19 protein-coding genes are annotated in these 23,519 nt (G+C 71.8%); 11 read left to right on the top strand and 8 right to left on the bottom strand.

Features of this window, described 5'->3' with window-relative positions; translation table 11 throughout:
• Nucleotides 1-3: 3 nt before the first annotated feature.
• From nirB to ACZ69I_RS02245, 5 genes are all read left to right on the top strand, one after another.
• Nucleotides 4-2,559: a nitrite reductase large subunit NirB gene (nirB, locus tag ACZ69I_RS02265; protein WP_470830639.1), complete on the top strand. Its 2,556-nt coding sequence runs from the start codon at nucleotides 4-6 to the stop codon at nucleotides 2,557-2,559.
• Nucleotides 2,556-2,906, top strand: coding sequence for a nitrite reductase small subunit NirD (gene nirD / locus ACZ69I_RS02260; RefSeq protein ID WP_470830124.1), 351 nt, complete (start codon nucleotides 2,556-2,558; stop codon nucleotides 2,904-2,906). Before nirB ends, nirD begins: the two co-directional genes overlap by 4 nt.
• Before the next feature lie 56 nt (nucleotides 2,907-2,962).
• Entirely contained in the window at nucleotides 2,963-3,547 is a 585-nt protein-coding gene (locus tag ACZ69I_RS02255) for a TetR/AcrR family transcriptional regulator (RefSeq protein ID WP_470830123.1), read from the top strand.
• A 99-nt stretch (nucleotides 3,548-3,646) separates the two neighbouring features.
• Nucleotides 3,647-4,423, top strand: a complete 777-nt coding sequence (locus ACZ69I_RS02250) for an SDR family NAD(P)-dependent oxidoreductase (protein ID WP_470830121.1) — start codon at nucleotides 3,647-3,649, stop codon at nucleotides 4,421-4,423.
• A 101-nt stretch (nucleotides 4,424-4,524) separates the two neighbouring features.
• On the top strand, nucleotides 4,525-5,451 hold the full coding sequence (locus tag ACZ69I_RS02245; RefSeq protein WP_470830120.1) for an oxidoreductase: 927 nt from the start codon (nucleotides 4,525-4,527) through the stop codon (nucleotides 5,449-5,451).
• 47 nt (nucleotides 5,452-5,498) lie between these two features.
• Here the strand turns inward: ACZ69I_RS02245 and ACZ69I_RS02240 are convergent, their stop codons facing one another.
• Both ACZ69I_RS02240 and ACZ69I_RS02235 read right to left on the bottom strand, forming a co-directional pair.
• Nucleotides 5,499-5,936 (bottom strand): group III truncated hemoglobin, encoded by a 438-nt coding sequence (locus tag ACZ69I_RS02240; protein WP_467668939.1) that lies wholly within the window; start codon nucleotides 5,934-5,936, stop codon nucleotides 5,499-5,501.
• 160 nt (nucleotides 5,937-6,096) lie between these two features.
• A complete protein-coding gene (locus ACZ69I_RS02235; RefSeq protein WP_470830119.1) occupies nucleotides 6,097-6,651 on the bottom strand; it encodes a hypothetical protein in 555 nt (184 codons plus the stop codon).
• A 294-nt stretch (nucleotides 6,652-6,945) separates the two neighbouring features.
• Here ACZ69I_RS02235 and ACZ69I_RS02230 point away from each other — a divergent pair, with 294 nt between their 5' ends.
• From ACZ69I_RS02230 to ACZ69I_RS02215, 4 genes are all read left to right on the top strand, one after another.
• Nucleotides 6,946-8,211 carry an ABC transporter substrate-binding protein gene (locus tag ACZ69I_RS02230; RefSeq protein ID WP_470830118.1) on the top strand — a complete coding sequence of 422 codons (1,266 nt, stop codon included), beginning with the start codon at nucleotides 6,946-6,948 and terminating at the stop codon, nucleotides 8,209-8,211.
• On the top strand, nucleotides 8,208-9,119 hold the full coding sequence (locus tag ACZ69I_RS02225) for a carbohydrate ABC transporter permease (protein WP_470830116.1): 912 nt from the start codon (nucleotides 8,208-8,210) through the stop codon (nucleotides 9,117-9,119). The genes ACZ69I_RS02230 and ACZ69I_RS02225 overlap by 4 nt, the downstream gene beginning before the upstream one ends.
• Before the next feature lie 86 nt (nucleotides 9,120-9,205).
• On the top strand, nucleotides 9,206-10,042 hold the full coding sequence (locus ACZ69I_RS02220; RefSeq protein WP_470830114.1) for a carbohydrate ABC transporter permease: 837 nt from the start codon (nucleotides 9,206-9,208) through the stop codon (nucleotides 10,040-10,042).
• Between the two features lie 43 nt (nucleotides 10,043-10,085).
• Nucleotides 10,086-10,646, top strand: a complete 561-nt coding sequence (locus tag ACZ69I_RS02215; protein WP_470830112.1) for a GNAT family N-acetyltransferase — start codon at nucleotides 10,086-10,088, stop codon at nucleotides 10,644-10,646.
• Between the two features lie 16 nt (nucleotides 10,647-10,662).
• On the opposite strand, the gene ACZ69I_RS02210 is transcribed toward ACZ69I_RS02215, so the two are convergent.
• Both ACZ69I_RS02210 and ACZ69I_RS02205 read right to left on the bottom strand, forming a co-directional pair.
• A complete protein-coding gene (locus ACZ69I_RS02210; protein WP_470830111.1) occupies nucleotides 10,663-12,864 on the bottom strand; it encodes a hypothetical protein in 2,202 nt (733 codons plus the stop codon).
• A 287-nt stretch (nucleotides 12,865-13,151) separates the two neighbouring features.
• A complete protein-coding gene (locus ACZ69I_RS02205) occupies nucleotides 13,152-15,209 on the bottom strand; it encodes an amylo-alpha-1,6-glucosidase (RefSeq protein WP_470830109.1) in 2,058 nt (685 codons plus the stop codon).
• A 697-nt stretch (nucleotides 15,210-15,906) separates the two neighbouring features.
• Here ACZ69I_RS02205 and ppdK point away from each other — a divergent pair.
• Nucleotides 15,907-18,651, top strand: a complete 2,745-nt coding sequence (gene ppdK / locus ACZ69I_RS02200; RefSeq protein WP_470830107.1) for a pyruvate, phosphate dikinase — start codon at nucleotides 15,907-15,909, stop codon at nucleotides 18,649-18,651.
• A 107-nt stretch (nucleotides 18,652-18,758) separates the two neighbouring features.
• On the opposite strand, the gene ACZ69I_RS02195 is transcribed toward ppdK, so the two are convergent.
• The 4 genes from ACZ69I_RS02195 to ACZ69I_RS02180 all read right to left on the bottom strand — a co-directional run bounded on the left by ACZ69I_RS02195 (nucleotide 18,759) and on the right by ACZ69I_RS02180 (nucleotide 21,894).
• Complete coding sequence (locus tag ACZ69I_RS02195; protein ID WP_470830106.1) at nucleotides 18,759-19,457, bottom strand: 2-phosphosulfolactate phosphatase; 699 nt, start codon at nucleotides 19,455-19,457, stop codon at nucleotides 18,759-18,761.
• 31 nt (nucleotides 19,458-19,488) lie between these two features.
• A complete protein-coding gene (locus ACZ69I_RS02190; RefSeq protein WP_467668959.1) occupies nucleotides 19,489-19,653 on the bottom strand; it encodes a hypothetical protein in 165 nt (54 codons plus the stop codon).
• 139 nt (nucleotides 19,654-19,792) lie between these two features.
• The gene (gene dusB, locus ACZ69I_RS02185; RefSeq protein WP_467668961.1) at nucleotides 19,793-20,932 is read right to left on the bottom strand and encodes a tRNA dihydrouridine synthase DusB; all 1,140 of its coding nucleotides are present in this window, start codon (nucleotides 20,930-20,932) and stop codon (nucleotides 19,793-19,795) included.
• A 41-nt stretch (nucleotides 20,933-20,973) separates the two neighbouring features.
• Nucleotides 20,974-21,894, bottom strand: a complete 921-nt coding sequence (locus tag ACZ69I_RS02180; RefSeq protein WP_467668963.1) for a helix-turn-helix transcriptional regulator — start codon at nucleotides 21,892-21,894, stop codon at nucleotides 20,974-20,976.
• Nucleotides 21,895-21,995: 101 nt separating this feature from the next.
• On the opposite strand from ACZ69I_RS02180, the gene ACZ69I_RS02175 reads away from it, so the two are divergent.
• Nucleotides 21,996-23,441, top strand: coding sequence for an MFS transporter (locus ACZ69I_RS02175; protein WP_467668965.1), 1,446 nt, complete (start codon nucleotides 21,996-21,998; stop codon nucleotides 23,439-23,441).
• Nucleotides 23,442-23,519: the final 78 nt, after the last annotated feature.

Here is a 23,519-nt window from a genome sequence, read left to right as displayed (position 1 = left end):
CCGATGCCCGCACCGAACCCGAACCCCCGCCCCACCCTCGTGCTCGTCGGACACGGCATGGTCGGCCAGCGGTTCCTCGAAGCCGCCGCCGAGCAGGGCCTCACGGCCGGTCACCGGATCGTCGTGCTGTGCGAGGAGCCGCGCCCCGCCTACGACCGCGTGCAGCTCACCTCGTACTTCTCCGGCCGCACGCCCGACGAACTCTCGCTCACCGACCGGGAGTTCCTCGACGAGCACGGCATCGAGCTGTACGTCGGCGACGCGGCGCGGAGCATCGACCGCGAGGCCAGGACGGTCACCGCACGCTCGGGCGCCGTCTTCGCGTACGACGCGCTCGTGCTCGCCACCGGCTCCTACCCGTTCGTGCCACCGGTGCCCGGCAAGGACGCGGCGGGCTGTTTCGTCTACCGCACCATCGAGGACCTGCTCGCCATCGAGGAGTACGCGAAGCGGCACGCCACGACCGGCGCGGTCGTCGGCGGCGGGCTGCTCGGCCTGGAGGCGGCGGGCGCCCTGAAGGGCCTCGGACTGGCCACGCACGTCGTGGAGTTCGCGCCGCGCCTGATGCCGGTGCAGGTCGACGAGGGCGGCGGCGCGGCGCTCCTGCGCACCATCACCGGGATGGGCCTGACCGTGCACACCGGCACCGGCACGCAGGAGATCCTGACCGGCGAGGACGGCGCCGTGCGCGGCATGAAGCTGTCCGACGGCAGCGAGGTCGCCACGGATCTGGTGGTGTTCTCGGCGGGGGTGCGCCCGCGCGACCAGCTCGCCCGCGAGCACGGCCTGACGGTCGGCGAGCGCGGCGGCATCGCGGTCGACGAGCAGTGCCGCACCAGCGACCCGTACGTGTACGCGATCGGCGAGTGCGCCCTCGCGGCGGACGGCCGCGTCTACGGCCTGGTCGCGCCGGGCTACGAGATGGCACAGACGGCGGCCGCCGCCATCGCGTCGCGGGAGGCGAGCTTCACCGGCGCCGACCTCTCCACCAAGCTGAAGCTCCTCGGCGTCGACGTGGCGTCCTTCGGCGACGCGCACGGCACGGCCGATGGCTGCCTCGACGTCGTCTACACCGACTCACGCTCGGGCACGTACAAGAAGCTGGTGATGGCGCCGGGCGGCGAGCTGCTCGGCGGGATCCTCGTCGGCGACGCGGAGGCCTACGGGCTCCTTCGCCCGCTCACCGGATCCGTACCGCCGGTCCCCGCGGAGCAGTTGGTGCTGCCCGCGGGTGCGGGCGCCCCCGTGGCGCTCGGCCCGGAGGCGCTGCCCGGCTCCGCCGTGATCTGCAACTGCCACAACGTCACCAAGGACCAGATCTGCGCCTGCGCCGGCCTGCCCGAGGTGAAGAAGTGCACCAAGGCCGGTACGGGGTGCGGCAGTTGCCTGAAGATGATCGGCCAGCTGCTGCCCAAGAGCGGCGACGACGGGTTGTGCGGCTGCTTCGGACAGACCCGCCAGGAGCTGTACGAGATCGTGCGTGCCCTGCGGATCACCTCCTTCCGCGACCTGCTCGACGGGCACGGCCGGGAGGCGGCGCGCGGCGGCGAGGGCTGTGACGAGTGCAAGCCCGCGGTCGGCTCGATCATCGCGTCGCTGGCCCCCTCGATCGGCGCCGGAGGCTACGTCCTGGACGGCGAGCAGGCCGCCCTGCAGGACACCAACGACCACTTCCTCGCCAACCTCCAGAAGAACGGCTCCTATTCGGTGGTGCCGCGCATCCCCGGCGGCGAGATCACGCCGGAGAAGCTGATCGTCATCGGCGAGGTGGCGCGGGACTTCGGGCTCTACACGAAGATCACCGGCGGCCAGCGCATCGACCTGTTCGGCGCGCGCGTCGAGCAGCTGCCGATGATCTGGACGCGCCTCGTGGACGCGGGCTTCGAGTCGGGCCACGCGTACGGCAAGGCGCTGCGCACCGTGAAGTCCTGCGTCGGGCAGACCTGGTGCCGCTACGGCGTGCAGGACTCCGTGCGCATGGCCATCGACCTGGAGCTGCGCTACCGCGGCCTGCGCGCCCCGCACAAGCTGAAGTCGGCGGTCTCCGGCTGTGCCCGCGAGTGCGCCGAGGCCCAGTCGAAGGACTTCGGCGTGATCGCCACGGCGAGCGGCTGGAACCTGTACGTCGGCGGCAACGGCGGCGCCACCCCGCGCCACGCCGACCTGCTCGCCCAGGACCTCGACGACACCGGGCTGGTGCGTCTCATCGACCGGTTCCTGATGTTCTACATCCGCACCGCCGACCGTCTGGAGCGCACCGCCGCCTGGCTGGACCGGATCGACGGCGGCCTCGACCACGTGCGCGACGTCGTCGTCCACGACTCGCTCGGCATCTGCGACGAGCTGGAGTCGCTGATGGCCGCCCACGTCACGCACTACCGCGACGAGTGGGCCGAGACCCTGGACGACCCGGAGCGGCTCGCCCGGTTCGTGTCCTTCGTGAACGCGCCGGGCGTGCCCGACCCCACGGTCGGCTTCGTCCCGGAGCGCGACCAGATCAAGCCCGACCTCCCCCTGCTGTCCATCAGCCCCCGCCCCCTGGAAGGAGCCGCACGATGAGCGACTCGACCGCCACCCACGCTTCTCATGTCCAACTGCGCCTGGACGACGACTGGTTCGCGATCTGCGACCGTACACAGCTGATGCCGGGCCGGGGCCTCGCGGCCCTGCTGCCCGACGGCCGTCAGGCGGCGCTCTTCCTCGACCGCGAGGGCCGGGCGTACGCGATCGACAACCGCGATCCGTTCACGGGTGCCGCGGTGCTCTCCCGGGGCCTGCTCGGGACGGAGCGGGGGCGGCCGTTCGTCGCCTCGCCGCTCCTGAAGCAGCGGTTCGACCTGGAGACGGGGCGGTGCCTGGACGACGACGAGGTGTCGGTCGCGGTGCACGCCGTGCGCATCGCCTGACCGATCGCACGGAACCTTCTTGACCGACCGTTCCAGAATCACGTAGCGTCTCCCTCGTGGCCAGGACCAAGGAATTCGATCCGGACGCCGCGCTGCAGTCGGCCCTTGAGCTGTTCTGGCGGCGCGGCTACGAGGCGACGTCGATGGCGGACCTCGTCGAGGCGCTCGGCGTCGGGCGCGCCAGCATCTACGCGACCTTCGGGAACAAGCACGAGCTGTATCTGAAAGCCCTGGAGCGGTACGCCGCGCTCCAGAACCCGCGCCTGCTCGCCGAGCTCTCGCAGCCCGGCCCCGCACTGCCCGCGGTGCGCGCGGTGGTGCGCCGCTTCGGAGGCGAGGCCTCCTCGGCCGAAGGGCGCCGGAACGGCTGTTTCATCACCAATACGGCGGCCGAGCTCGGCCCGCACGACGAACCGGCCGCCCGCTGCGTGGAGCGCAGCTGGGAGCACATGGAGACGCTGCTGCACTCCGCGCTCGTCCGCGCACAGGCGCAGGGCGAGCTCGCGGAGGACCGCGACCCCCTGGCGCTCGCGCGCATGCTCCTGACCCTGATGCAGGGGCTGCGCGTGATCGGCAAGGCGTCGCAGGACCCGGCGCGCGTACGGGACGCGACGGAGCAGGCGCTGAGCCTGCTCGACTGAACGGCCCCCAGCACACCCCACCGGCCTCCGGCCCACCTGCCTCTTACACCTCTTCCATGCCCTCATACTGAACCGATCGTTCAAGAAAAGAGCACCGTCATGACTTCAGCACCGCGCTCCCGCTTCACCGGCCGCACCGCCCTCGTCACCGGCGGCGGCTCCGGCCTCGGCAGGGCCACGGCGCTCGCCTTCGCCGCCGAGGGCGCGAACGTCGTCGTCGCCGGGCGCACCGAGGGCCCGCTCAAGGAGACCGTGAACCTGATCGAGGCCGCCGGCGGCACCGCCCTCGCCGTCACCGCCGACGTCTCCCGCTCCGCCGACCTGGCCTCCCTCGTCGCCGCCGTCGTCGACCGCTTCGGCTCCCTGGACGTGGCCGTGAACAACGCGGGCATCCTGCGCGCCGGAACGCCGGTCGCCGAACTGCCCGAGGACGACTGGCGCCTGATGCTCGACATCAACGTCACCGGCGTCCTGCTCGCCCTGCAGGCCGAGGTGCGGCAGATGCGCACGCAGCCCGCCGGGGGCGCCGTCGTCAACATCGGCTCCACGCTGGGCGCGCACACCAGCGTGCCGGGCCTGGCGGCGTACGGGGCGACCAAGGCGGCCGTCTCCGCGCTGAGCCGCGCGGCGGCCGCCGAGCACATACGCGACGGCGTCCGCATCAACACCGTCAGCCCCGGCTCCTCCGACACGACCATGTCGTTCCGCCCCGGCGAGACCGAGGCCGAACGGGCCGCCCGCATGAAGGATTCGACGCCGCTGGGCCGCGTGTCGACGACCGAGGAGATCGCCGCGGCGGTGCTGTACCTGGCGTCCGACGAGTCCGGCTCGGTGGTCGGCGCGGACCTGGTGATCGACGGCGGCGCCGCGGCCTGAGCGCTCCGGCCCGAGCGTTCCGGCCCGGCAGGGGCGCCCTGCCGTAGGCTCCCCCTCCGACTTACTGTTGAGTAAGGAATCGACGGAGAGGGAGCCTTGCCATGGCCGCGTGGACCACGAGCGACATCCCCGACCAGAGCGGCCGCACGGCCGTGATCACCGGCGCCAACAGCGGGATCGGCTACGTCACCGCACGTGAGCTGGCCCGCCGCGGCGCCCGCACCATCCTGGCCTGCCGCAGCGAGGAGCGCGGGAGCGCGGCGGTGGCCCGGCTGCTCACCGAAGTGCCGGGCGCCCACGCCGAGTTCGGGCGGCTCGACCTCGGGGACCTGGCGTCCGTACGGAAGTTCGCGGCGGCACACGAGGACACGCGCCTGGATCTGCTGATCAACAACGCGGGGGTGATGGCGCTGCCCTTCCGCCGCACCGCGGACGGCTTCGAGACGCAGTTCGGCGTCAATCACCTCGGGCACTTCGCGCTCACGGGCCTGCTGCTCCCCCGCCTCCTGGAGACCCCCGGCGCGCGGATCGTCACGGTCTCGTCCGGCCTGCACGTGCTCGGCAACATCGACATCGGCGATCTCAACGGCGAGCGCAGCTACCGGCGTTGGATCGCCTACGGCCGCTCCAAGACGGCCAACCTCCTCTTCGTCCACGAGCTGGCGCGCCGCCTCGCCGCCTCCGGCGCCGACACCGTCGCGGCCGCCGCCCACCCCGGCTACGCCTCGACCAACCTGCAGACCGCGGGGCCCCGGATGGAGAACCGCAGGGTCGCCGAGCGCGTCGTGGCGCTCGGCAACCGGATCATCGCGCAGTCCGCCGAGGCGGGCGCGCTGCCCACGCTGTACGCGGCGACGGCGCCCGGCGTACGGTCGGACTGGTTCACCGGGCCCGGCGGCCTCGGACTCCGCGGGGCACCGGCGCCGTCCTGGCGGGCGAAGTGGACGCGCAACGACGTGGCCGGTGAACGGCTCTGGGCGGCGTCGGAGGATCTGACGGGCGTACGGTACGACGCGCTCAAGGGCTGAGCACCGCCCTCCGGGGCTCCGCCTTCACGGGCTCAGCGCCCCACGCCTCACGCTGCTCCGCGCAGCCGCAGCGCCGCCAGGGGGACGAAGCCGGGGCCCTCGCCCTCGGTCGAGGCGGCCCTGCCCTCCAGGCGCCGCAGCAGGGCGACCGCGATCCGCTCCCCCTGCGCCTTGGCGCGGTCCGCGTTCGGCCCCCGGTGCAGGCCGTCGACGGTGGCGTGCCACAGCTGCACCCAGCGGCCGAAGTGCGCGGCGGTGAGCGGGCGCGCGGCGTGCAGGGCGGCGTGCGGGGCGAAGGCGTCGCGGCGGTACTCGGCGGTGCGCAGGAGCGCCCGCTCCCAGAAGTCGGTGATGCGCGGCAGGTGGACGTCGAGGTCCGTGCCGGCGATCTCCGTGAAGAAGGGGCCGATCAGCGGGTCGGCGAAGGCGGCCGTGTAGAAGCGGCGGAGCAGCACGTCGAGGTCGGCGCGGGAGGCGATGTCCACACGTACGACTGTGCCACGAGCGGAGGGTGCGGCGGCAGGGGAACGCGGACTGGCCGGGGCGGAAGGGGAAAGCCGCGGGGCGGGGGCAAGGTGTCGCGGGGCGTCCATGGCTCCACGGTCCGCCCCCGCGCCCGCCCGCTCCCAGGGCCGAAGGTCCCGCTCAGCGCAGGTCGGAGGCCTCGAAGACGGCTCGGGCCGTCGCCTCGTCCGCGCGCGTGGCCAGCCGCCGCAGCTCGGCGCAGCCGGTCGTGAGCAGCCCGATCTCCCGCGCGGTGCGGGCGCCGGTGTCGAGGCGGTGCAGGAGCAGGGGGTTGTCCACGAGGACCTGCGGGTCGAGCTCGACGCGGTTGCCGAGCGAGTCGCACAGGACGAGGCGGGCGGCGACGCCCTCGCTGCGCCGCACGGCGGTCAGCAGGCAGGTGCAGACGTGCCTGCGGCGCCCGAGCCCCCGCACCGCGAGCCAGCCGGGGCCCGCGGTCACCCGGGCGGGGTGCAGCACCAGGTAGAGCAGCGCGGAGAGTCCGGCCCACAGACCGGTGCGGGCGGGGGTGAGCGTGTCGTCGGCCCGGTCGATGAGGAGGACGAGGCCGAAGAGCGCGCACGCGCAGAAGACGGCGGACCGCACTCCGGCGCCCCAGCCGCGGTCCGCCGTGATCTGCTCCGCCGGGATCGGCCCCGTCGTCCCCGCGTCCCGTTCTGTGATGTCGTGTCCCATGTGCGGCACGGTAGGAGGTCGGCACCCCCGCGTCACCGCCGTTGACGTGGCATATACACCCGGTGGGGAGACCTTGACGCGACGCTGACACAGGACACAGGACACCGGGCGCAGTACGCCGGGCACGGGCCCCGGGCCCCTTCGCCCCGAAGGGCGACACTCGTCCGCAACACACCTGTCGTAATCCCTCTGCATGGTTGATCGTTGAGCCGGGCACACAACGCCGTGCCACCGAAGTTCCGGCACACGCCGTCCGGCACACGCAGTCCGACATCACGCAGGGGGACGACCAGCATGACCATCAGCCGCAGGACACTGCTCGGGACGGGCACGACGGGCGCGGCACTCGGGCTGCTCACCGCGTGCGGGTCCAACACCGGCCGCGACGGCGGCGGTTCGGGCGGCCGGGGGCCACGGCTCGCGCAGTGGTACCACCAGTACGGCGAGCCGGGCACCGAGCAGGCAGTGAAGCGGTACGCGGCCGCGTACAAGAAGGCGGACGTCCGCGTCCAGTGGCGCCCCGGCAACTACGACGAGCAGACCGCGGCGGCCCTGCTCACCGACTCGGGGCCCGACGTCTTCGAGGTCAACGGCCCGTCCCTGGACCAGATCCGGCGCGGCCAGGTCGTCGATCTCACCGACCTGTTCGACGGTGTGAAGGACGACTTCAACCCGGCGGTGCTCGCGCCGAAGACGTACGACGGGAAGATCTGGTCGATCCCGCAGGTCGTCGACATGCACCTGCTCTACTACCGCAAGAGCCTGCTCGACGAGGCGGGCGTGCGGCCGCCGCGCAGCCTGGACGAGCTGGTCGACGCGGCGAAGGCGCTGACCACGAAGGACGTGAAGGGCCTCTTCCTCGGCAACGACGGCGGGGCGGGCGCCCTCGGCGTCACGCCCCTGTACGCGGCGGGCCTCTCCTCGGTCACCGAGGACGGCGACGTCGGCTTCGACGATCCGGCGGCCGCCCGTACCCTCGGCAAACTGCACCGGCTGTACGCCGACAAGTCGCTGCTGCTCGGCGCGCCCGCCGACTGGTCGGACCCGTCCGCGTTCGTGCAGGAGCTGACCGCCATGCAGTGGTGCGGGCTGTGGGCGCTGCCCGCGGTGAAGAAGGAGCTGGGCGACGACTTCGGCGTGCTCGCGCTGCCCGCCGACGGCGCGCACGGCAGGCCCGCGCTGCCCGTGGGCTCGTACGGCGCGGCGGTGAGCGCCCGCAGCGGCCACAAGAAGGAGGCGAAGGACTTCCTGAAGTGGCTGTGGATCGACCGGACCGAGTACCAGGAGGACTTCGCGCTGTCGTACGGCTTCCACATCCCCGCCAGGCTCTCCCTGGCGAAGAAGGCCGACAAGCTGAAGGAGGGCCCGGCGGCGGACGCCGTGCGCTACTCCACGGAGTACGGCTACGCGGAGCCGCTGCTGTGGACACCGGCCGCCCGCACCGCCTACCAGGACGCGCTGAGCCGGATCATCAAGTCCGGCGCGCATCCCGAGAGTCAGCTGAAGTCCGTCGTGCGCACGGTGCGTGCGGAGCTGGACCGCGCCAAGAAGAAGCCGTGAGGCGGGTGTGGGGGACCCAGAACCGCACGCTGTGGTTCTGGGTGTTCGTCGGACCCTTCGCCCTCGGTCTGGCACTCTTCACCTACGTGCCGCTCGCCTGGAGCGTGTACCTCAGCTTCTTCGACGCCCACAACACGGTCTCGCCGACCGACTTCATCGGCTTCGACAACTACACGTCGATCCTGCGCAACGACGCGTTCACCGACAGCCTCGTCACCTTCGCGGTGTTCTCCGCCTTCATCGTGCCGACGACGTTCGTCCTCTCGCTCGCGCTGGCCCTGATGGTGAACCGCGTGCGCCGCGCGCAGGCGTTCTTCCGGTCGGTCTTCTTCCTGCCCGCGGCGTGCAGTTACGTCGTGGCGGCGCTGATCTGGAAGCTGTCGATCTTCAACGGGGTGCGGTTCGGGCTCGCCAACACGGTCCTCGGCTGGTTCGGCGCCGACCAGACGGCCTGGCTCTCCACCACCGATCCGCCCTGGTACTGGCTGGTCATCGTCACCGTACGGCTCTGGCTCCAGGCCGGGTTCTACATGATCCTGTTCCTCGCGGGCCTCCAGCGCATCTCCCCCACGCTCTACGAGGCGGCGGCGGTGGACGGGGCCCGGCCCGGCTGGCAGGTCCTTCGCCACATCACGCTCCCGCAGCTGCGCGCCACCTCGGTCGCCGTGACGCTGCTCCTCGTCATCAACGCCTTCCAGGCCTTCGACGAGTTCTACAACCTGCTCTCGGACTCCCAGGGCTATCCGCCCTACGCCCGGCCGCCGCTCGTCTACCTCTACTACACGGCGCTCGGCCAGGAGCAGAACCTCGGCTTCGGCAGCGCGGGCGCGGTGATCCTCGCACTGATCATCGCGGTGGTGACGGTCGGCCAGGCCCGCTGGTTCGGCCTCGGCAGGAAGGAGGACTGAGCGCCGTGTCCCGACCCGTGAGATCTTCCGCGTCCCGATCCGCGAAGTCTTCCGTGCCCCGATCCGTGAGACCTCCGCACCGGCCCATGGACGACGCCCTGGTCCGCACGGGCCGCGCGCTGCGCGTCGTCCTCCTGGTCGCCCTCGCGCTGCTCTTCCTGATCCCCTTCTACCTCCTCGTACGCAACGGCCTCGCGTCCGAGGACGACATCACGTCGCCCGACTGGACGTTCTTCCCCGCCACGCTGCACTGGTCGAACCTCTCCGAGCTCTTCGACGACCCGACGGTGCCGATGGCGCGCGCCCTGTTCAACTCGACGCTGATCGCGGTCGCGACGACGCTCGGCACGCTCGTCCTCGCCTCGCTCGCCGGGTACGGCCTGGCCCGCATCCCCTACCGGTACGCGAACCAGGTCTTCTACGCGATCCTCGGCACGATGATGGTCCCGGCCGCCGTCACCTTCGTACCGAGCTTCGTGCTGGTCTCCTCGCTGGGCTGGGTGTCGACGCTGCGGGGCCTGATCGTCCCGACCCTGTTCTCGGCGTTCGCCTGCTTCATCTTCCGGCAGTACTTCCTGGGCTTTCCACGGGAGTTGGAGGACGCGGCGCGGGTGGACGGCCTCGGCTACTGGCGCACGTACTGGCGCGTCGTCGTCCCCAACTCCCGCCCCGTCTTCGCGGCCGTCGGCACGATCGTCTTCATCGGCGCCTGGAACTCCTTCCTGTGGCCCCTGGTGATCGGCCAGGACCGCGACGCGTGGACGGTGCAGGTGGCGCTCGCGTCCTTCACCACGTCCCAAGTCATCCGCCTGCACGAGCTGTTCATCGCGGCGGCGGTGTCGATCGTGCCGCTCCTCGTGGTGTTCCTGTTCTTCCAGCGGTGGATCGTGGCGGGGGTGGAGCGGTCGGGCATCGACGACTGACACGGCTCCGGTGACGCCCTCGGACGGGCGGTAGCGTGCCCGCATGACTGAACTCGGGTCCCTCACCTGGCCGCCCGCCCCGATCGAGACCGAACGGCTCGTGCTCCGCGCGTCCGAGGCCCGGGACCGTGCGGCGTTCATCGAGCTCTTCGCCTCGCCGGAGGTGGGCACGCACGTCGGCGGTCCCCGCCCGCGCGATGAGCTCGAACGCGCCGTACCCCCGGTTCCCGGGCAGCGCCCCGGCCTCTTCGTGGTGGAGCGCGACGGCGCGATGATCGGCACCGTCGAGCTCAGCCGGCGCGAGGCGGAGCAGCGCGGCGATGTCCGTCCGGATGCCGGGCCGGATGCCGGGGAGGCCGAGCTCGGCTTCCTGTTCCTGCCCCAGGCATGGGGACGCGGATACGCCACCGAGGCGTGCGCGGCGGCGCTCGGCTGGTTCGCCGACGCGCTCCCCGGCGAGCCGGTGGCGCTCATCACCCGAACCGCCAACGACCGCGCGATGCGCCTCGCGGCCAGGCTGGGCTTCACCGAGGCGGGACGGTACGAGGCGTGGGGCGCCGAGCAGTGGAGGGGCGTGTGGTCCCCGCCCACGCCCTCCGGCTGAGACGCCCCACGCGGCGTCATACGGGTTCCGCCAGGTCCTCCATGCGCTCGGGGAGCTTGCGCAGCCTGGACAGGGTCTGGGTCAGGAGGCGTACGGCCGTGTCGGCGCGGGGGCGTGCGATGGGGTGCGGCGTCGTCTCCGTGCGGGTCCGCTGGGCCAGCGCGTCCAGGATCTCGCCGACCTCGACGGAGGCGAGGTGCAGCCCTTGGATCCGCTCCTCGACGCGGTCCACCAGGGTGTCCAGGGAGTCTTCGGCGGCCGGTGGCGGTGGTGGTGCGGAGGGGAGCGGCACTGTCACGGGTGCGGAGGCGGGTGCGGGTGCCAGGGCGGGGGCGGGGGCGGATGTGGTTGCCGATGCGGCCGTGGGTGCCGATACGTGAGCGGGTGCCGATACCGGTACCGGAATCGGCGCCGACGGCCTCGGCAGGACCGGGGTCGCGGGCTTGCGCGGCCTCGTGCCGGTCTCCTTCGGGAACGCTTGGTCGAACCAGACCGGCGTCATCTCGCGGCCCTTGAGTTCCGTCCCGGAACCGCTGACCCGCCACGGCTTGCGGTCCCCGTCGTCCATGGCCGAGGCGAGCGCCCTCAGCACGCCGACAGCCATCGCCCGCCGCTGGGCGCGCAGGGCCTGGAGGCAGTTCGAGACGGTCCTGCGGGACCGCCGGATCCGCTCCCCCGCGTCGTTGAACGCCTCCTGGCCGTCGAGCGAGCCCCGGTCGGCCTCGACGATGCCGAACGAGGCGAGCCAGTGCGCGGCCCGGTAGGCCACCAGCTCCTCGAAGGCGGACTCGTCGGTGTCGGCGGTGGCGAGCAGGTCAGGCAGCCTGCGCCCGGAGAGCACGACGCCGCCCCGGACCTTGGTCGAGAAGACCTCGCCCACGCGCGGGTTCCACGGCGTGGCGTAGCTCTCGGAGGTCAACGCGGACCACGTACGGGCCCGTTGGTTGATCTCCCCCGCCTTCAGCTGGGACGGCGGATGTTCGCTGAGCGCCCGCCGCAGCAGGAGCTGGCGGCGCGGGTCCACCGGAAAGAGCTCCTGGAGCAGCCGCATGGACCGCAGGTCGCGGAGCTCGGACACCGTCATGTCCGGTGTGGCGTCCGGGAGTTCGCGGATCGGGGCGAGTCCGGACAGGACCTCCGCCGTCTTCTCGTCCATGACCCGCTGGGCCACGTACATCCCGAGCACGCTCCGCCCCAGGGCGCGTGACCGGTCGAGGGCGTCGAATTCCAGGGGCGGGTGCACGTGGTCCCGGCGGTTGTTCATCTGCACGATGCGGTAGAGCCGTTGTGGGGTCGGGGTGCCGACGACCAAGTGCGCGTCCACCACGGCGATGGCCGCCGCCCGCCGCGCCCGTGAGCTGCTCGTCGGGTCCAGCTCGTCCTCGTCCGTCTCCGCGTACTCCCTGTTGAGCACGGCGGAGAATTCGGGGAGCCAGTCGCGGGGGTCACAGATGACGCCCTCCTCGGCCCGCTCCAGCTTTTCCCGGGGAACGCCCGCCAGGACCTCACCGGAAGTCAAACGAAAAATCGATTGCCTTTTCTGTGTTCGATTATTCCCTCGAACAGCCATCCACCCCCAATAGGCGTCGGGATACAGTGGATTGCCGTCGGCGTCCGTCTCGGGATTCTCCTGGAGGCATACCTGTTGGGGAACATACATTCCAGGATCCTGCTGTCCGTTGAGGACGAGATCGGCCTCCAGGTCGTACGGGCGGACGCGGTCACGCCTCTCCAGCGCGTCCGCCGCATCCTCGGTGTTCATCATCAGCGCGTGCCGGTTGGCCACGGAGCTCTGAAGGGCGGCGTAGAACGTCTCGTTCCCCTCGTCGTCGACGCGCCGCCACGGGCGGACCGAGGCCAACGTCCCCTCGGTCGCGGGGCCGACCGTCGGGTCCGCGACGGAGCGCCAGATCGAGCTGATCCGTTCGTTGTGCCCCCACTGCACGCCGCCGACGCCGTGCATCCTGACGACGGCTACGACCATGTCCCCGGCGTCCGTACGAATACGACGGACCGAGCCCCCCTTGAGCCTGCGCACCCCCTGCGCATCGGGTTCCCCCAGCGTTTCCTCGGGATCGACCACGAAGGGGGCAATGTTCTCCAACGCTCCCCGAGGCAGGTTGACCCCCTCGGTGGCCAACACCGCCTCGATCCACGCCTCTTGCCGCTCCCGGGACACGGGAATGGGAAACGGCCCGTCGTTCGTCGCCTCACTCATGCGTTGCCTCACTCATGGCCGAGACTCTCCGGAAAGGCGCGACCGACCATCGATGCGATGGTCAACACCCGTTCCGCAGGGGCTTGTTATTAATGGGAGCAATGCTGGCAGCGGCGCGGTCGTGATAGCCACACTTATCGGATAGGCAGACCAGTTCGAAGAATCCACGTTAGTAAAAACAATTAGGCGGCACCCCGGCCAGAGGTACCGCCTTCACTGAGACAAAGGATCGAATCAAGCGCAACTCCTTTGCAGGGTTGACTACTTGAAGCCCACCTGCTACTTGTCTACGCTCCGCCCACCGCCGTCAACAACGCCAACGGCGCCGCCGCCGAACGGGATTCCCGTTCGCACGCGTGCGGGTACGGGACCGGAAGCGGATACACCGACCTGTCGTAGCCCGCGAGGATCTCCGGGAGGCGGCCGCCGGCGGCGGTCGCGGCGGAGACCAGGGCGCGGGCCACCGCGCGTGCCTCGTCACGCAGGGCGTAGCGCGCCAGGCCGAGGGCGATGAGCGCGTTGTCGTGCGGCCACACCGAGCCCCGGTGGCAGGAGAGCGGGTGGTACGCGGCCTGCCCGGCCGCGAGCGTCCGCACGCCCCAGCCCGAGAAGAAGTCGGGCTCCAGGAGACGGCGGCCCACCGCCTCGCCGTACTCCTCGTCGAGCAGCCCGGACCACAGCAGATGGCCCGCGTCCGAGGCCAGCGCGTCGACCTGGCGTCCCTCGCCGTCCAGGGCGAGCGCGGGAAAGCCCCGGTCCGGCATCCAGAAGTCGCGCTGGAAGCGGTCCCGCAGGTCGGCCGCCGTCTGCGTGAGCAGGTCCGCGTACACCTTGTCGTCCCAGACGGTCCGCGCGAGGCGGGCCGTGTGCCGCAGGGCGTCGTACGCGTACCCCTGCGCCCCGGCCGCCATGACGGGCCCCGTGGCACCGACGCCGTCGGCCGAGCAGATCGCGCCGGGCGAGTCCTTCCAGCTCTGGTTGGCGAGGCCGCCCTCGTCCGCGCGGTAGACGAGGTAGCCGCGCGAGGTGAGCCCGCCGTGGTCGAGCATCCAGGCGACGGCGGCCCGCGCGTGCGCCTCCAGACGGCGGGCGGCCGCGGGGTCACCGGTCTGTTCCGTGTACGCGCCGAGCAGCACCAGGAAGAGCGGGGTGGCGTCGACCGAACCGTAGTAGCGCCCGAACGGCACCTGCCCGAAGTGCGCGAGTTCGCCCTGCCGCACCTCGTGGACGATCTTCCCGGGCTGGGCCACCGCGCTGCGCACGGCCTCCGTGGCCTGCGACGCGGCGAGCGCGGGCAGCGTCGCGGCGGCCAGGCGGGGCAGATAGGGCAGCGCGAAGAGGGAGGTCAGCAGGGCGTCCCTGCCGAGCAGCGTGAGGAACCACGGCACGCCCGCCCCGGGCACGCTCAGCTCCTCGCCGTCCGGGCCCGCGGCGGGCACCTGGAGGACGGCGAGGTCCGCGAGTCCGCGCGTGCAGGCGTCCGCGAGCTCCGGCCACCGGGCGGGCGGCGTCACGGCGGACACGAACTCGTCCTCGATGGCGGCGAGATGGCGCGCCGCCTCGGCCGGGGAGTGCGGCCGGCCCGCGGCGGCCTCCCCGTGCGGATGCGCCACGGCACGCAGTGCCACCCGTACCGCGTCGTGCGCGTCGAGGTCCAGCGTCCATACGAGGCGACGCGCCCCGGCCCCGGTCTCCTCGACGGCACCCGGTGCGGGGTCGGTCGTGACGGTCGTACGCGAACACCACTCGCCCCGCCGGTAGGTGAACTCGACCCCGCCGACGCCCTTCTCGCGGGCCCCTCCCGTCTCGTCCGCCCTGTCCGGCCCGTGCGCCCCGTCCGCCCCGTCCGCCCCGTCCGCCCCGTCCGCCCCGCCGAAGTCGAGCGGCCTGCGGGACCTGACGGCGCCCGGCTTCGCGTACGTACGGTGGTCGGCGCGCAGCTCGAACTGGTCGGTGAAGTCGGCGTCCACGGTCAGCTCGATCCGCACCCGGGACGGCACCGGCCGGTTGCTCACGACCCGCAGCGATTCCACGAACGCGCCGTCCGCGACGGCCTGTTCACGAAAGAGCGTGTACGCGGGCGGCTCCTGGCGGCCGCCGCGCGGCACCAGGACGCAGCGCGCCGCGCCGGTGGCCGCGGCCGAGGTGTCCACGGGCGTGAGGACCTCGGGGACGGCCCCGTCGGCCGTCAGCTGCCAGCGGCTCAGGTGCCGCGCGTCCCGTACGAACAGGCCGTCCGGGCCGGCGCCACCGCCGCGCGCCGCCCCGACGCCGCTGATGTCGCCGCCCGTGCCGACGGCCGCGAACGTCCGTCCCCGCACCAGCAGCCGATGCCGGTCACTCATGCCCACACCTCTCCTTCAGAGAGCCCGCCCCGCGCGTCATGTGCGTCGTCCACCTTAGGGTCGCGACTGCACAACGGGCAAAAGCTGATAAATAACGTGCAGTTGTGGCACAACGGGCGGTCGCGAACGGAGCGGGAGCGGTGCCGGATGAGCGGGTCCGCGAGAGCCGGGGCGCCGAATCGGGGCGTTCCGGCGCTCGCCGGAGATCTGGCCGGAACCCCCTCCCTCACCGACGGCCGCGAACCGCTCCACCAGCGAGCCCTGCCCCACTCCGCGCCCCCGGGAGCCCGCTGATGGTTCCGGTTCGCCGCCGGGGGGTCCGGATACTGACATCCGGCCGCTTCAAACGGCGTGATTCTCGCCACCCCTGATAGGCCTTGCGCTCAGATGAGCGCTTCACGGGCGACTGCACTTCTCCAAGGGGTGGCACTCAGTGCCAATGCTCGATCATTCATGAGGTGAACTCACATTTGAGTTTAGCCCGCTCATCTGAGCGTTTTAAGGGGTCCGAGCGCATCCAGTGTTCAAGGGTTGTAGGCAAGAGTGTCTCTCCGGCTACCGCTCAGTCACTTTCGATCTAGCGGCGGACGGGTGGTTACGGCCGCATGACGCACAAGTGGACGTACCCAGGCGCCTTCGATCTGGGTATGTTCCTCGCCGTCAGGGCAGCCACCGAGTCCTCGAGGAGTCGAGACCCGTGTCGGAAAACAAAGATCCCCATGTAGCTCACACGAGTGAGGCGACCGAGGCCGTGAAGTTCGTTTACGACTTCACCGAGGGCAACAAGGACCTCAAGGACCTTCTCGGCGGCAAGGGCGCGAACCTCGCCGAGATGACCAACCTCGGGCTGCCCGTCCCTCCGGGCTTCACCATCACCACCGAGGCGTGCAAGACGTACCTCGGCAGTGGCGAGGAGCCCGTCGAGCTGCGGGACGAAGTGAGCGCGCACCTCGACGCCCTCGAGAAGAGGATGGGCAAGAAGCTCGGCCAGTCCGACGACCCGCTGCTCGTCTCGGTCCGCTCGGGCGCCAAGTTCTCGATGCCCGGCATGATGGACACCGTCCTCAACATCGGGCTCTCCGACAAGTCCGTGACGGGCCTCGCCAAGCAGTCCGGCGACGACCGCTTCGCGTGGGACTCCTACCGCCGGCTCATCCAGATGTTCGGCAAGACCGTCCTCGGCGTCGACGGCGAACTCTTCGAGGACGCCCTGGAGAAGGCCAAGGAGGCCAAGAAGGTCTCGGTCGACACCGACCTCGAGGCCGCCGACCTCAAGAAGCTGGTCACGAAGTTCAAGAAGATCGTCAAGACGGAGGCCGGGCGGGACTTCCCGCAGGACCCGCGCGAGCAGATGGACCTCGCGATCCGTTCGGTCTTCGAGTCGTGGAACACCGACCGCGCCAAGCTCTACCGCCGCCAGGAGCGCATCCCCGGCGACCTCGGCACGGCCGTCAACGTCTGCTCGATGGTCTTCGGCAACCTCGGCCCCGACTCCGGCACGGGCGTCGCGTTCACTCGCGACCCGGCCTCGGGACACCAGGGCGTGTACGGCGACTACCTGCAGAACGCGCAGGGCGAGGACGTCGTCGCGGGCATCCGCAACACCGTGCCGCTCGCCGATCTGGAGCAGATCGACAAGAAGTCGTACGACCAGCTCATGCAGATCATGGAGACCCTCGAAACGCACTACAAGGACCTGTGCGACATCGAGTTCACCATCGAGCGCGGCCAGCTGTGGATGCTCCAGACGCGCGTCGGCAAGCGCACCGCCGGTGCCGCGTTCCGCATCGCGACGCAGCTCGTGGACCAGGGCCTGATCGACGAGGCCGAGGCGCTGCAGCGGGTCAACGGCGCGCAGCTCGCGCAGCTGATGTTTCCCCGCTTCGACGAGGGCGCCAAGGTCGAGCAGCTGGGCCGGGGCATCGCCGCGTCGCCGGGCGCCGCGGTCGGCAAGGCCGTCTTCGACTCGTACACCGCGATCAAGTGGTCGCGCTCGGGCGAGAAGGTCATCCTGATCCGCCGCGAGACCAACCCCGACGACCTCGACGGCATGATCGCGGCCGAGGGCATCCTGACCTCCCGCGGCGGCAAGACCTCGCACGCCGCCGTCGTGGCGCGCGGCATGGGCAAGACCTGTGTCTGCGGCGCCGAGGACCTGGAGGTCGACACCAAGCGCCGCCGGATGACGGTGGGCGACACCGTCGTCGAGGAGGGCGACACCGTCTCCATCGACGGCTCGACGGGCAAGGTCTACCTCGGCGAGGTGCCGGTGGTCCCCTCCCCCGTCGTCGAGTACTTCGAGGGGCGCATGCACGCGGGCGCCGACGACGCCGACGAGCTGGTCGCCGCCGTGCACCGGATCATGGCGTACGCGGACCGGGTCCGCCGCCTGCGGGTGCGCGCCAACGCGGACAACGCCGAGGACGCGCTCCGTGCCCGCCGCTTCGGCGCGCAGGGCATCGGCCTGTGCCGCACCGAGCACATGTTCCTCGGTGAGCGCCGCGAGATGGTCGAGCGGCTGATCCTCGCCGACGCGGACGAGGAGCGCGAGGACGCCCTGAAGGAGCTTCTGCCGCTGCAGAAGCGGGACTTCGTGGAGCTCTTCGAGGCGATGGACGGCCTGCCGGTCACGGTCCGCCTCCTCGACCCCCCGCTGCACGAGTTCCTCCCCGACATCACGGAGCTCTCGGTCCGCGTCGCGCTCGCCGAGTCCCGCAAGGACGCCAACGAGAACGACCTGCGCCTGCTCCAGGCCGTGCACCGCCTGCACGAGCAGAACCCGATGCTGGGTCTGCGCGGCGTGCGCCTCGGCCTGGTCATCCCCGGCCTGTTCACCATGCAGGTGCGGGCCATCGCGGAGGCCGCGGCCGAGCGGAAGACCGCCAAGGGCGACCCGCGCGTGGAGATCATGATTCCGCTCGTGGGCACGGTCCAGGAGCTGGAGATCGTCCGCGAGGAGGCCGAGCAGGTCATCGCGGAGGTCGTCGAGACGACCGGCGTCGAGCTGAAGCTGGCGCTCGGCACGATGATCGAGCTGCCGCGCGCCGCGCTCACCGCGGACCAGATCGCGGAGGCCGCCGAGTTCTTCTCCTTCGGCACGAACGACCTCACGCAGACGGTCTGGGGCTTCTCCCGCGACGACGTGGAGGCGAGCTTCTTCACGGCGTACCTGGAGAAGGGCATCTTCGGCGTCTCGCCCTTCGAGACGATCGACAAGGACGGCGTCGGCAGGCTCGTACGGGACGCCGCGAGGCTGGGCCGCGAGACCCGCCCCGACCTGAAGCTCGGCGTCTGCGGCGAGCACGGCGGCGACCCGGAGTCCGTGCACTTCTTCCACGAGGTGGGCCTGGACTACGTCTCCTGCTCGCCGTTCCGCATCCCGGTGGCCCGCCTGGAGGCCGGCCGCGCCGCGTCGCACTCGACGGGCAGCGACCACCGGTAGAGCTCCGGGGCCGACGCCGTGTCCCCGACCCTCAGTACCGATGCGGCGTCGGCTCCGGTCCACGAGGAGGGACAGCACCCTGTGCGGGGGTGCTGTCCCTTCGTGCGTCATCGGGCCCGGTGGCCCGCGTCGCGTCTCCGCAGGACCGTGAGCGAGTCCTCCTGGGTCGCCGCCATGGCGAAGGGGAAGCGGTCGAGTTCGAGGCAGAGCGCGACGTCGTCGGGGTGGGCTCCCTGGCGCACCCCCGTCGACAGTTCGGTGGCGGCGCGCGAAGCCGCGGCGCGGTGGAGGAACCCGGCCGCGTCCGTCGGGGCGCCGGCGGCCCTGCGGGCGATGTACTGGGCGCACGCCAGGTCCTCGTCGGCCCGTCCGTCCTCGCCGGTGACCACGAACGTGACGCTGTCGCAGCCGTGGGCCCGCAGCAGCCGGGCCGTCGCCTCCGCCACCACGAAGCCCGCGCACAGCACCAGCGACGCGTCCTTGACCGCCAGGGCGCCGACCGTCCCCGCCGTGGTCTTCTGCACGACGGTCCGTCCGTCGAGGTCGGCGGAGCGCAGCAGGCCCGGCGAGTTGACCGCGTCGAACCCGGGTGCGGGCGGGCCGTCCTTGAGGGTCACCCAGTCCGGGTTCCGGGCCTTGAGCGCGAGGGCCTCGGCCGGCGACTCGGCGAGCACGATCTTCTCCGCGCCCCGGGCGAAGGCCCAGGCGGCCACGGTGAAGGCGCGCATGACGTCGACCACGACCGCCACGGAGGGGACCCGGGCCAGGCCGGGGACATCGGGAATACCTACGAAACGAGCGTCCATCGGGTCATGATCACGTAGGCCCGGGGATACGTCAGGTGATTTCCGGCATCGTGGCCAGTGCGTGGCTGGACGCGAGGGCGGCGGCGACCTCGGCCGCGTCCCGCGGTGCGCCCGTCGCCTCCAGGACGGCTTGCGCGGAGACCGCCTCGACCTCGGCAAGGGTGCCGAGCCGCCGCTCAAGTGCCGTGTCGGGCAAGGCTTTCCGGGCTTTGGCGGCATCCCCGCCTCGTCGTCGCCGAACTCGCGTGCGCGACGGGGATGTTTCTCGCCACGCGGCGCCGCACGGCCTGACGGACCGGCGGCGCAGGCTCCCGGAGCCGGTCGGCGACGGGTTCTCAGCCGCCCGACGTGTCCAGTTCGGCTTCCTCGCTCACGCCCGCGCAGTCGTAGGGGTCCTTGAGCCAGCCGTCCGGCAGGACCACGCGGTTGTTGCCCGACGTACGGCCGCGCGGGCCGTCGGCGCCCGCCGGCCACGCCTGGTCGAGGTCCAACTCGCCGAGCCCGTCCTCCAGTTCGGCGAGCGAGGAGGTGATCGCGAGGCGCTTGCGCATCTCCGAGCCGACCGCGAAGCCCTTCAGGTACCAGGCGACGTGCTTGCGGAAGTCGATGACGCCGCGCGCCTCGTCGCCGATCCACTCGCCCAGGAGCGTCGCGTGGCGGAGCATGACCTTCGAGACCTCGCGCAGGGTCGGCGCCTGCGGGGCGCCCGTGCCCTCGAAGGCGGCCACCAGATCGCCGAAGAGCCAGGGGCGGCCGAGGCAGCCGCGGCCCACGACGACGCCGTCGCAGCCGGTCTCGTTCATCATGCGGACCGCGTCGGCGGCCGACCAGATGTCGCCGTTGCCGAGCACGGGGATCTCGGGGACGTGCTCCTTGAGGCGGGCGATTGCGTCCCAGTCCGCGGTGCCGCCGTAGTGCTGGGCGGCGGTGCGGCCGTGCAGGGCGATCGCCGTGACGCCCTCCTCGACGGCGATCCGGCCCGCGTCGAGGAAGGTGATGTGCTCGTCGTTGATGCCCTTACGCATCTTCATGGTGACCGGCAGGTCACCGGCGCCCGCGACGGCCTCGCGCAGGATCGCGCGGAGCAGGGGGCGCTTGTACGGGAGCGCGGAGCCGCCGCCCTTGCGGGTGACCTTGGGGACGGGACAGCCGAAGTTCAGGTCGATGTGGTCGGCGAGGTCCTCCTCGGCGATCATGCGGACCGCCTTGCCGACCGTCGCGGGGTCGACGCCGTACAGCTGGATGGACCGGGGCTTCTCGGTCTCGTCGAAGTGGATCAGCTGCATGGTCTTCTCGTTGCGCTCGACCAGGGCGCGCGTGGTGATCATCTCGCTGACGAAGAGGCCCTTGCCTCCGCTGAACTCCCGGCACAGCGTCCGGAACGGCGCGTTCGTGATCCCCGCCATGGGGGCGAGCACGACCGGCGGCTGCACGGTGTGCGGGCCGATCGACAGGGGCTGCGGCTGGGACGGCATCGATGATCTCCGGAACGTACGACAGGACCCTTCATTGTCCCTCACTCCGCGGGCGGCCGTCCCACACTCCCCGAGCACCCGTCCCGCGCTCCCCCGGCGTCGCTCCCCGACAGCTCCGCCAGGCGCTCCAGACGCTCCTCCGTCACGTCGTCGGCGGGTACGTACGCGATCAAGCGGTGCGCCTGCACCAGCGGGGCCGTCCACAGCATCCGGTGCTCCAGGCGGAGCAGGCCGACCTGGGGGTGCTGATAGCGCTTGACGTGCGGCGACATGGTCGCCACCTCGTGCCGCTCCCACAGCTCGCGGAACTCGGCGGAGGCCCCGGCCAGCCGGTCGCGCAGTTCCCTCCAGGCCGGTTCGGCGCCGTGCTCGGTCATGGAGCCGCGGAACTTGGCGACCAGGTCGCGCAGCATCTCGTCGCGGTCGATGAACGTCTCGCGCCAGCGTTCGCTGGTGGCCAGGAGCCAGAGGCAGTTGCGGTCGCGGGGCGCCATCGCGTCGAAGTCGCCGAAGACGTGCGTCCAGGAGCGGTTGTGGGCGAGGACGTCGTAGCGGCCGTTCTGCACGGTGGCCGGGTAGGGACACAGGCGGCGGATCAGGCGCCGGACCTCGGCGGAGAGGGCGGTGCGCTCCGCCTCGGGGCGGGGGTCGACGGCCCCGGCGAGCGCGAAGAGGTGCGCGCGCTCGCCGGGGTCCATCAGGAGGGCGCGGGCGATCGCGTCGATGACCTGCGCCGACACCTTGATGGGCCGAGCCTGCTCCAGCCACGTGTACCAGGTGACGCCCACGCAGGCGAGCTGCGCGACCTCCTCGCGGCGCAGTCCCGGCGTACGGCGGCGGGCGCCGCGGGGCAGGCCCACCTGCTCGGGCGTGACGCGCTCGCGGCGGCTGCGGAGGAAGGCGGCGAGTTCTCGGCGGCGGATGTCGGCGCCCGGTCCTGCCGGGACGGCTGTAACGGTCACCACCCAAGGTTGGCGCATACCGCAGCCTGTTTCCAGGTTCGCCTGGTACCAGGATAAGAAGACTCTGGTACCCCTCTGCGGGCTCGAACATCGTCATATTCGTGACCCACGCAACGAACAAAGCGCCCGCACCCGCCCACACCCCCACACCCACACCCGCACCCCCACCCGCCGCCCTGACCCCCCTCGCCCTCCTCACCGTCCTCCTCGGCGCCTCCCTCTCCAGCGTCGACTTCTTCGTCGTCAACGTCGCGCTGCCCAGCATCCAGCGCGACCTGCACGCCTCCCCCGCCACCCTGGAGATGGTCGTCGCGGGTTACGCGGTCGCGTACGCCGTGCTGCTCGTCCTCGGCGGCCGGCTCGGCGACACGTACGGGCGCCGCAGGCTCTTCCTCTGGGGCGTGGCCGCCTTCGGGCTGACCTCGCTGGCCTGCGGGCTCGCGCCCGGCGCATGGTGGCTGGTGGGCGCGCGGGTGGCGCAGGGCGCCGCGTCCGCGCTGATGCTCCCGCAGGTGCTCGGCACCATCCACGCCACGACGCGCGGCGAGCGGCGGGCGCGGACCGTCGCCCTGTACGGCGCCGTGAGCGGTGTCGCGGGCCTGCTCGGCCAGGCGCTCGGCGGCGCCCTGGTCGCCGCGGATCCGGGCGGCACCGGCTGGCGCGCGGTGTTCCTCGTCAACGTGCCGATCGCCCTCGCGGCCGTGGTGACCGGGGCGCGCACGGTGCCGGACAGCCGCGCCGAGCGGCCCGCGCGGAGCGACGTCCTCGGCACCGTCCTGTTCGCCGGGGCGCTGACCGCGCTCCTGCTGCCCCTCACCGAGGGGCGCGCGACGGGCTGGCCGCTGTGGTCCGTGCTCCTGCTGATCGCCGCCCCGCTGCTCGGCTGCGCCTTCGGGGCCGTGGAGAGCCGCGCCGAGCGCACCGGCGGCAGTCCGCTGCTGCCCCCTTCACTGCTCCGCGAGCCTGCCGTGCGCAGGAGCCTGGCCCTCGGCCTGCCGATCTTCATCGGGTTCAGCGGCTTCATGTTCGGGTTCGCGATCGTCCTCCAACAGGGGCTGGGCTACGGGGCGTTGCGGGCGGGCCTGACGGTGGTCCCCATGGGCCTGACGCAGATCCCCGCGTCGGTGCTGGTGCCGCGCCTGATGCGCCGCTGGGGCACCCGTGCGATGACCCGGGCCGCCCTGGTGCACGCCGCGGGTCTCGCGGTGCTCGGCCTGACGGTGCTGTGGACGTCGTGGTCCGGGCTCACGCCGCTCGCCCTCGCGCCGGGGCTGCTGCTGTGCGGCGCCGGACAGGGCGTCCAGCTCGCGCTCTACTACCGGATCGCGCTCGCGGCCGTGCCCGCCGCGCGGGCGGGCGCGGGCGGCGGTCTCGCCGCGACCGTGCAGCAGTCGTGCCTGGCCGTGGGAGTGGCGACGGTCGGCTCGCTCTTCCTGGCGCTCGTACCGGACCTCGGCATGCGGGACGCGTTCGTGACCGCGCTCGGAGTGCAGTTCGCGGGGCTGCTCTGCCTGGCCCTGCTGAGCCTGCGGCTGCCGCGGACGTGAGGCATGACACGACAGGTGGCGGATGACAGGTGCGGATGAGAGATGGTGGATGACAGATGACAGATATTGAAATCTGTT

It is taken from the genome of Streptomyces sp. NPDC036815, from assembly GCF_055609205.1.
This window is presented reverse-complemented; position numbering and strand designations above follow the sequence as displayed.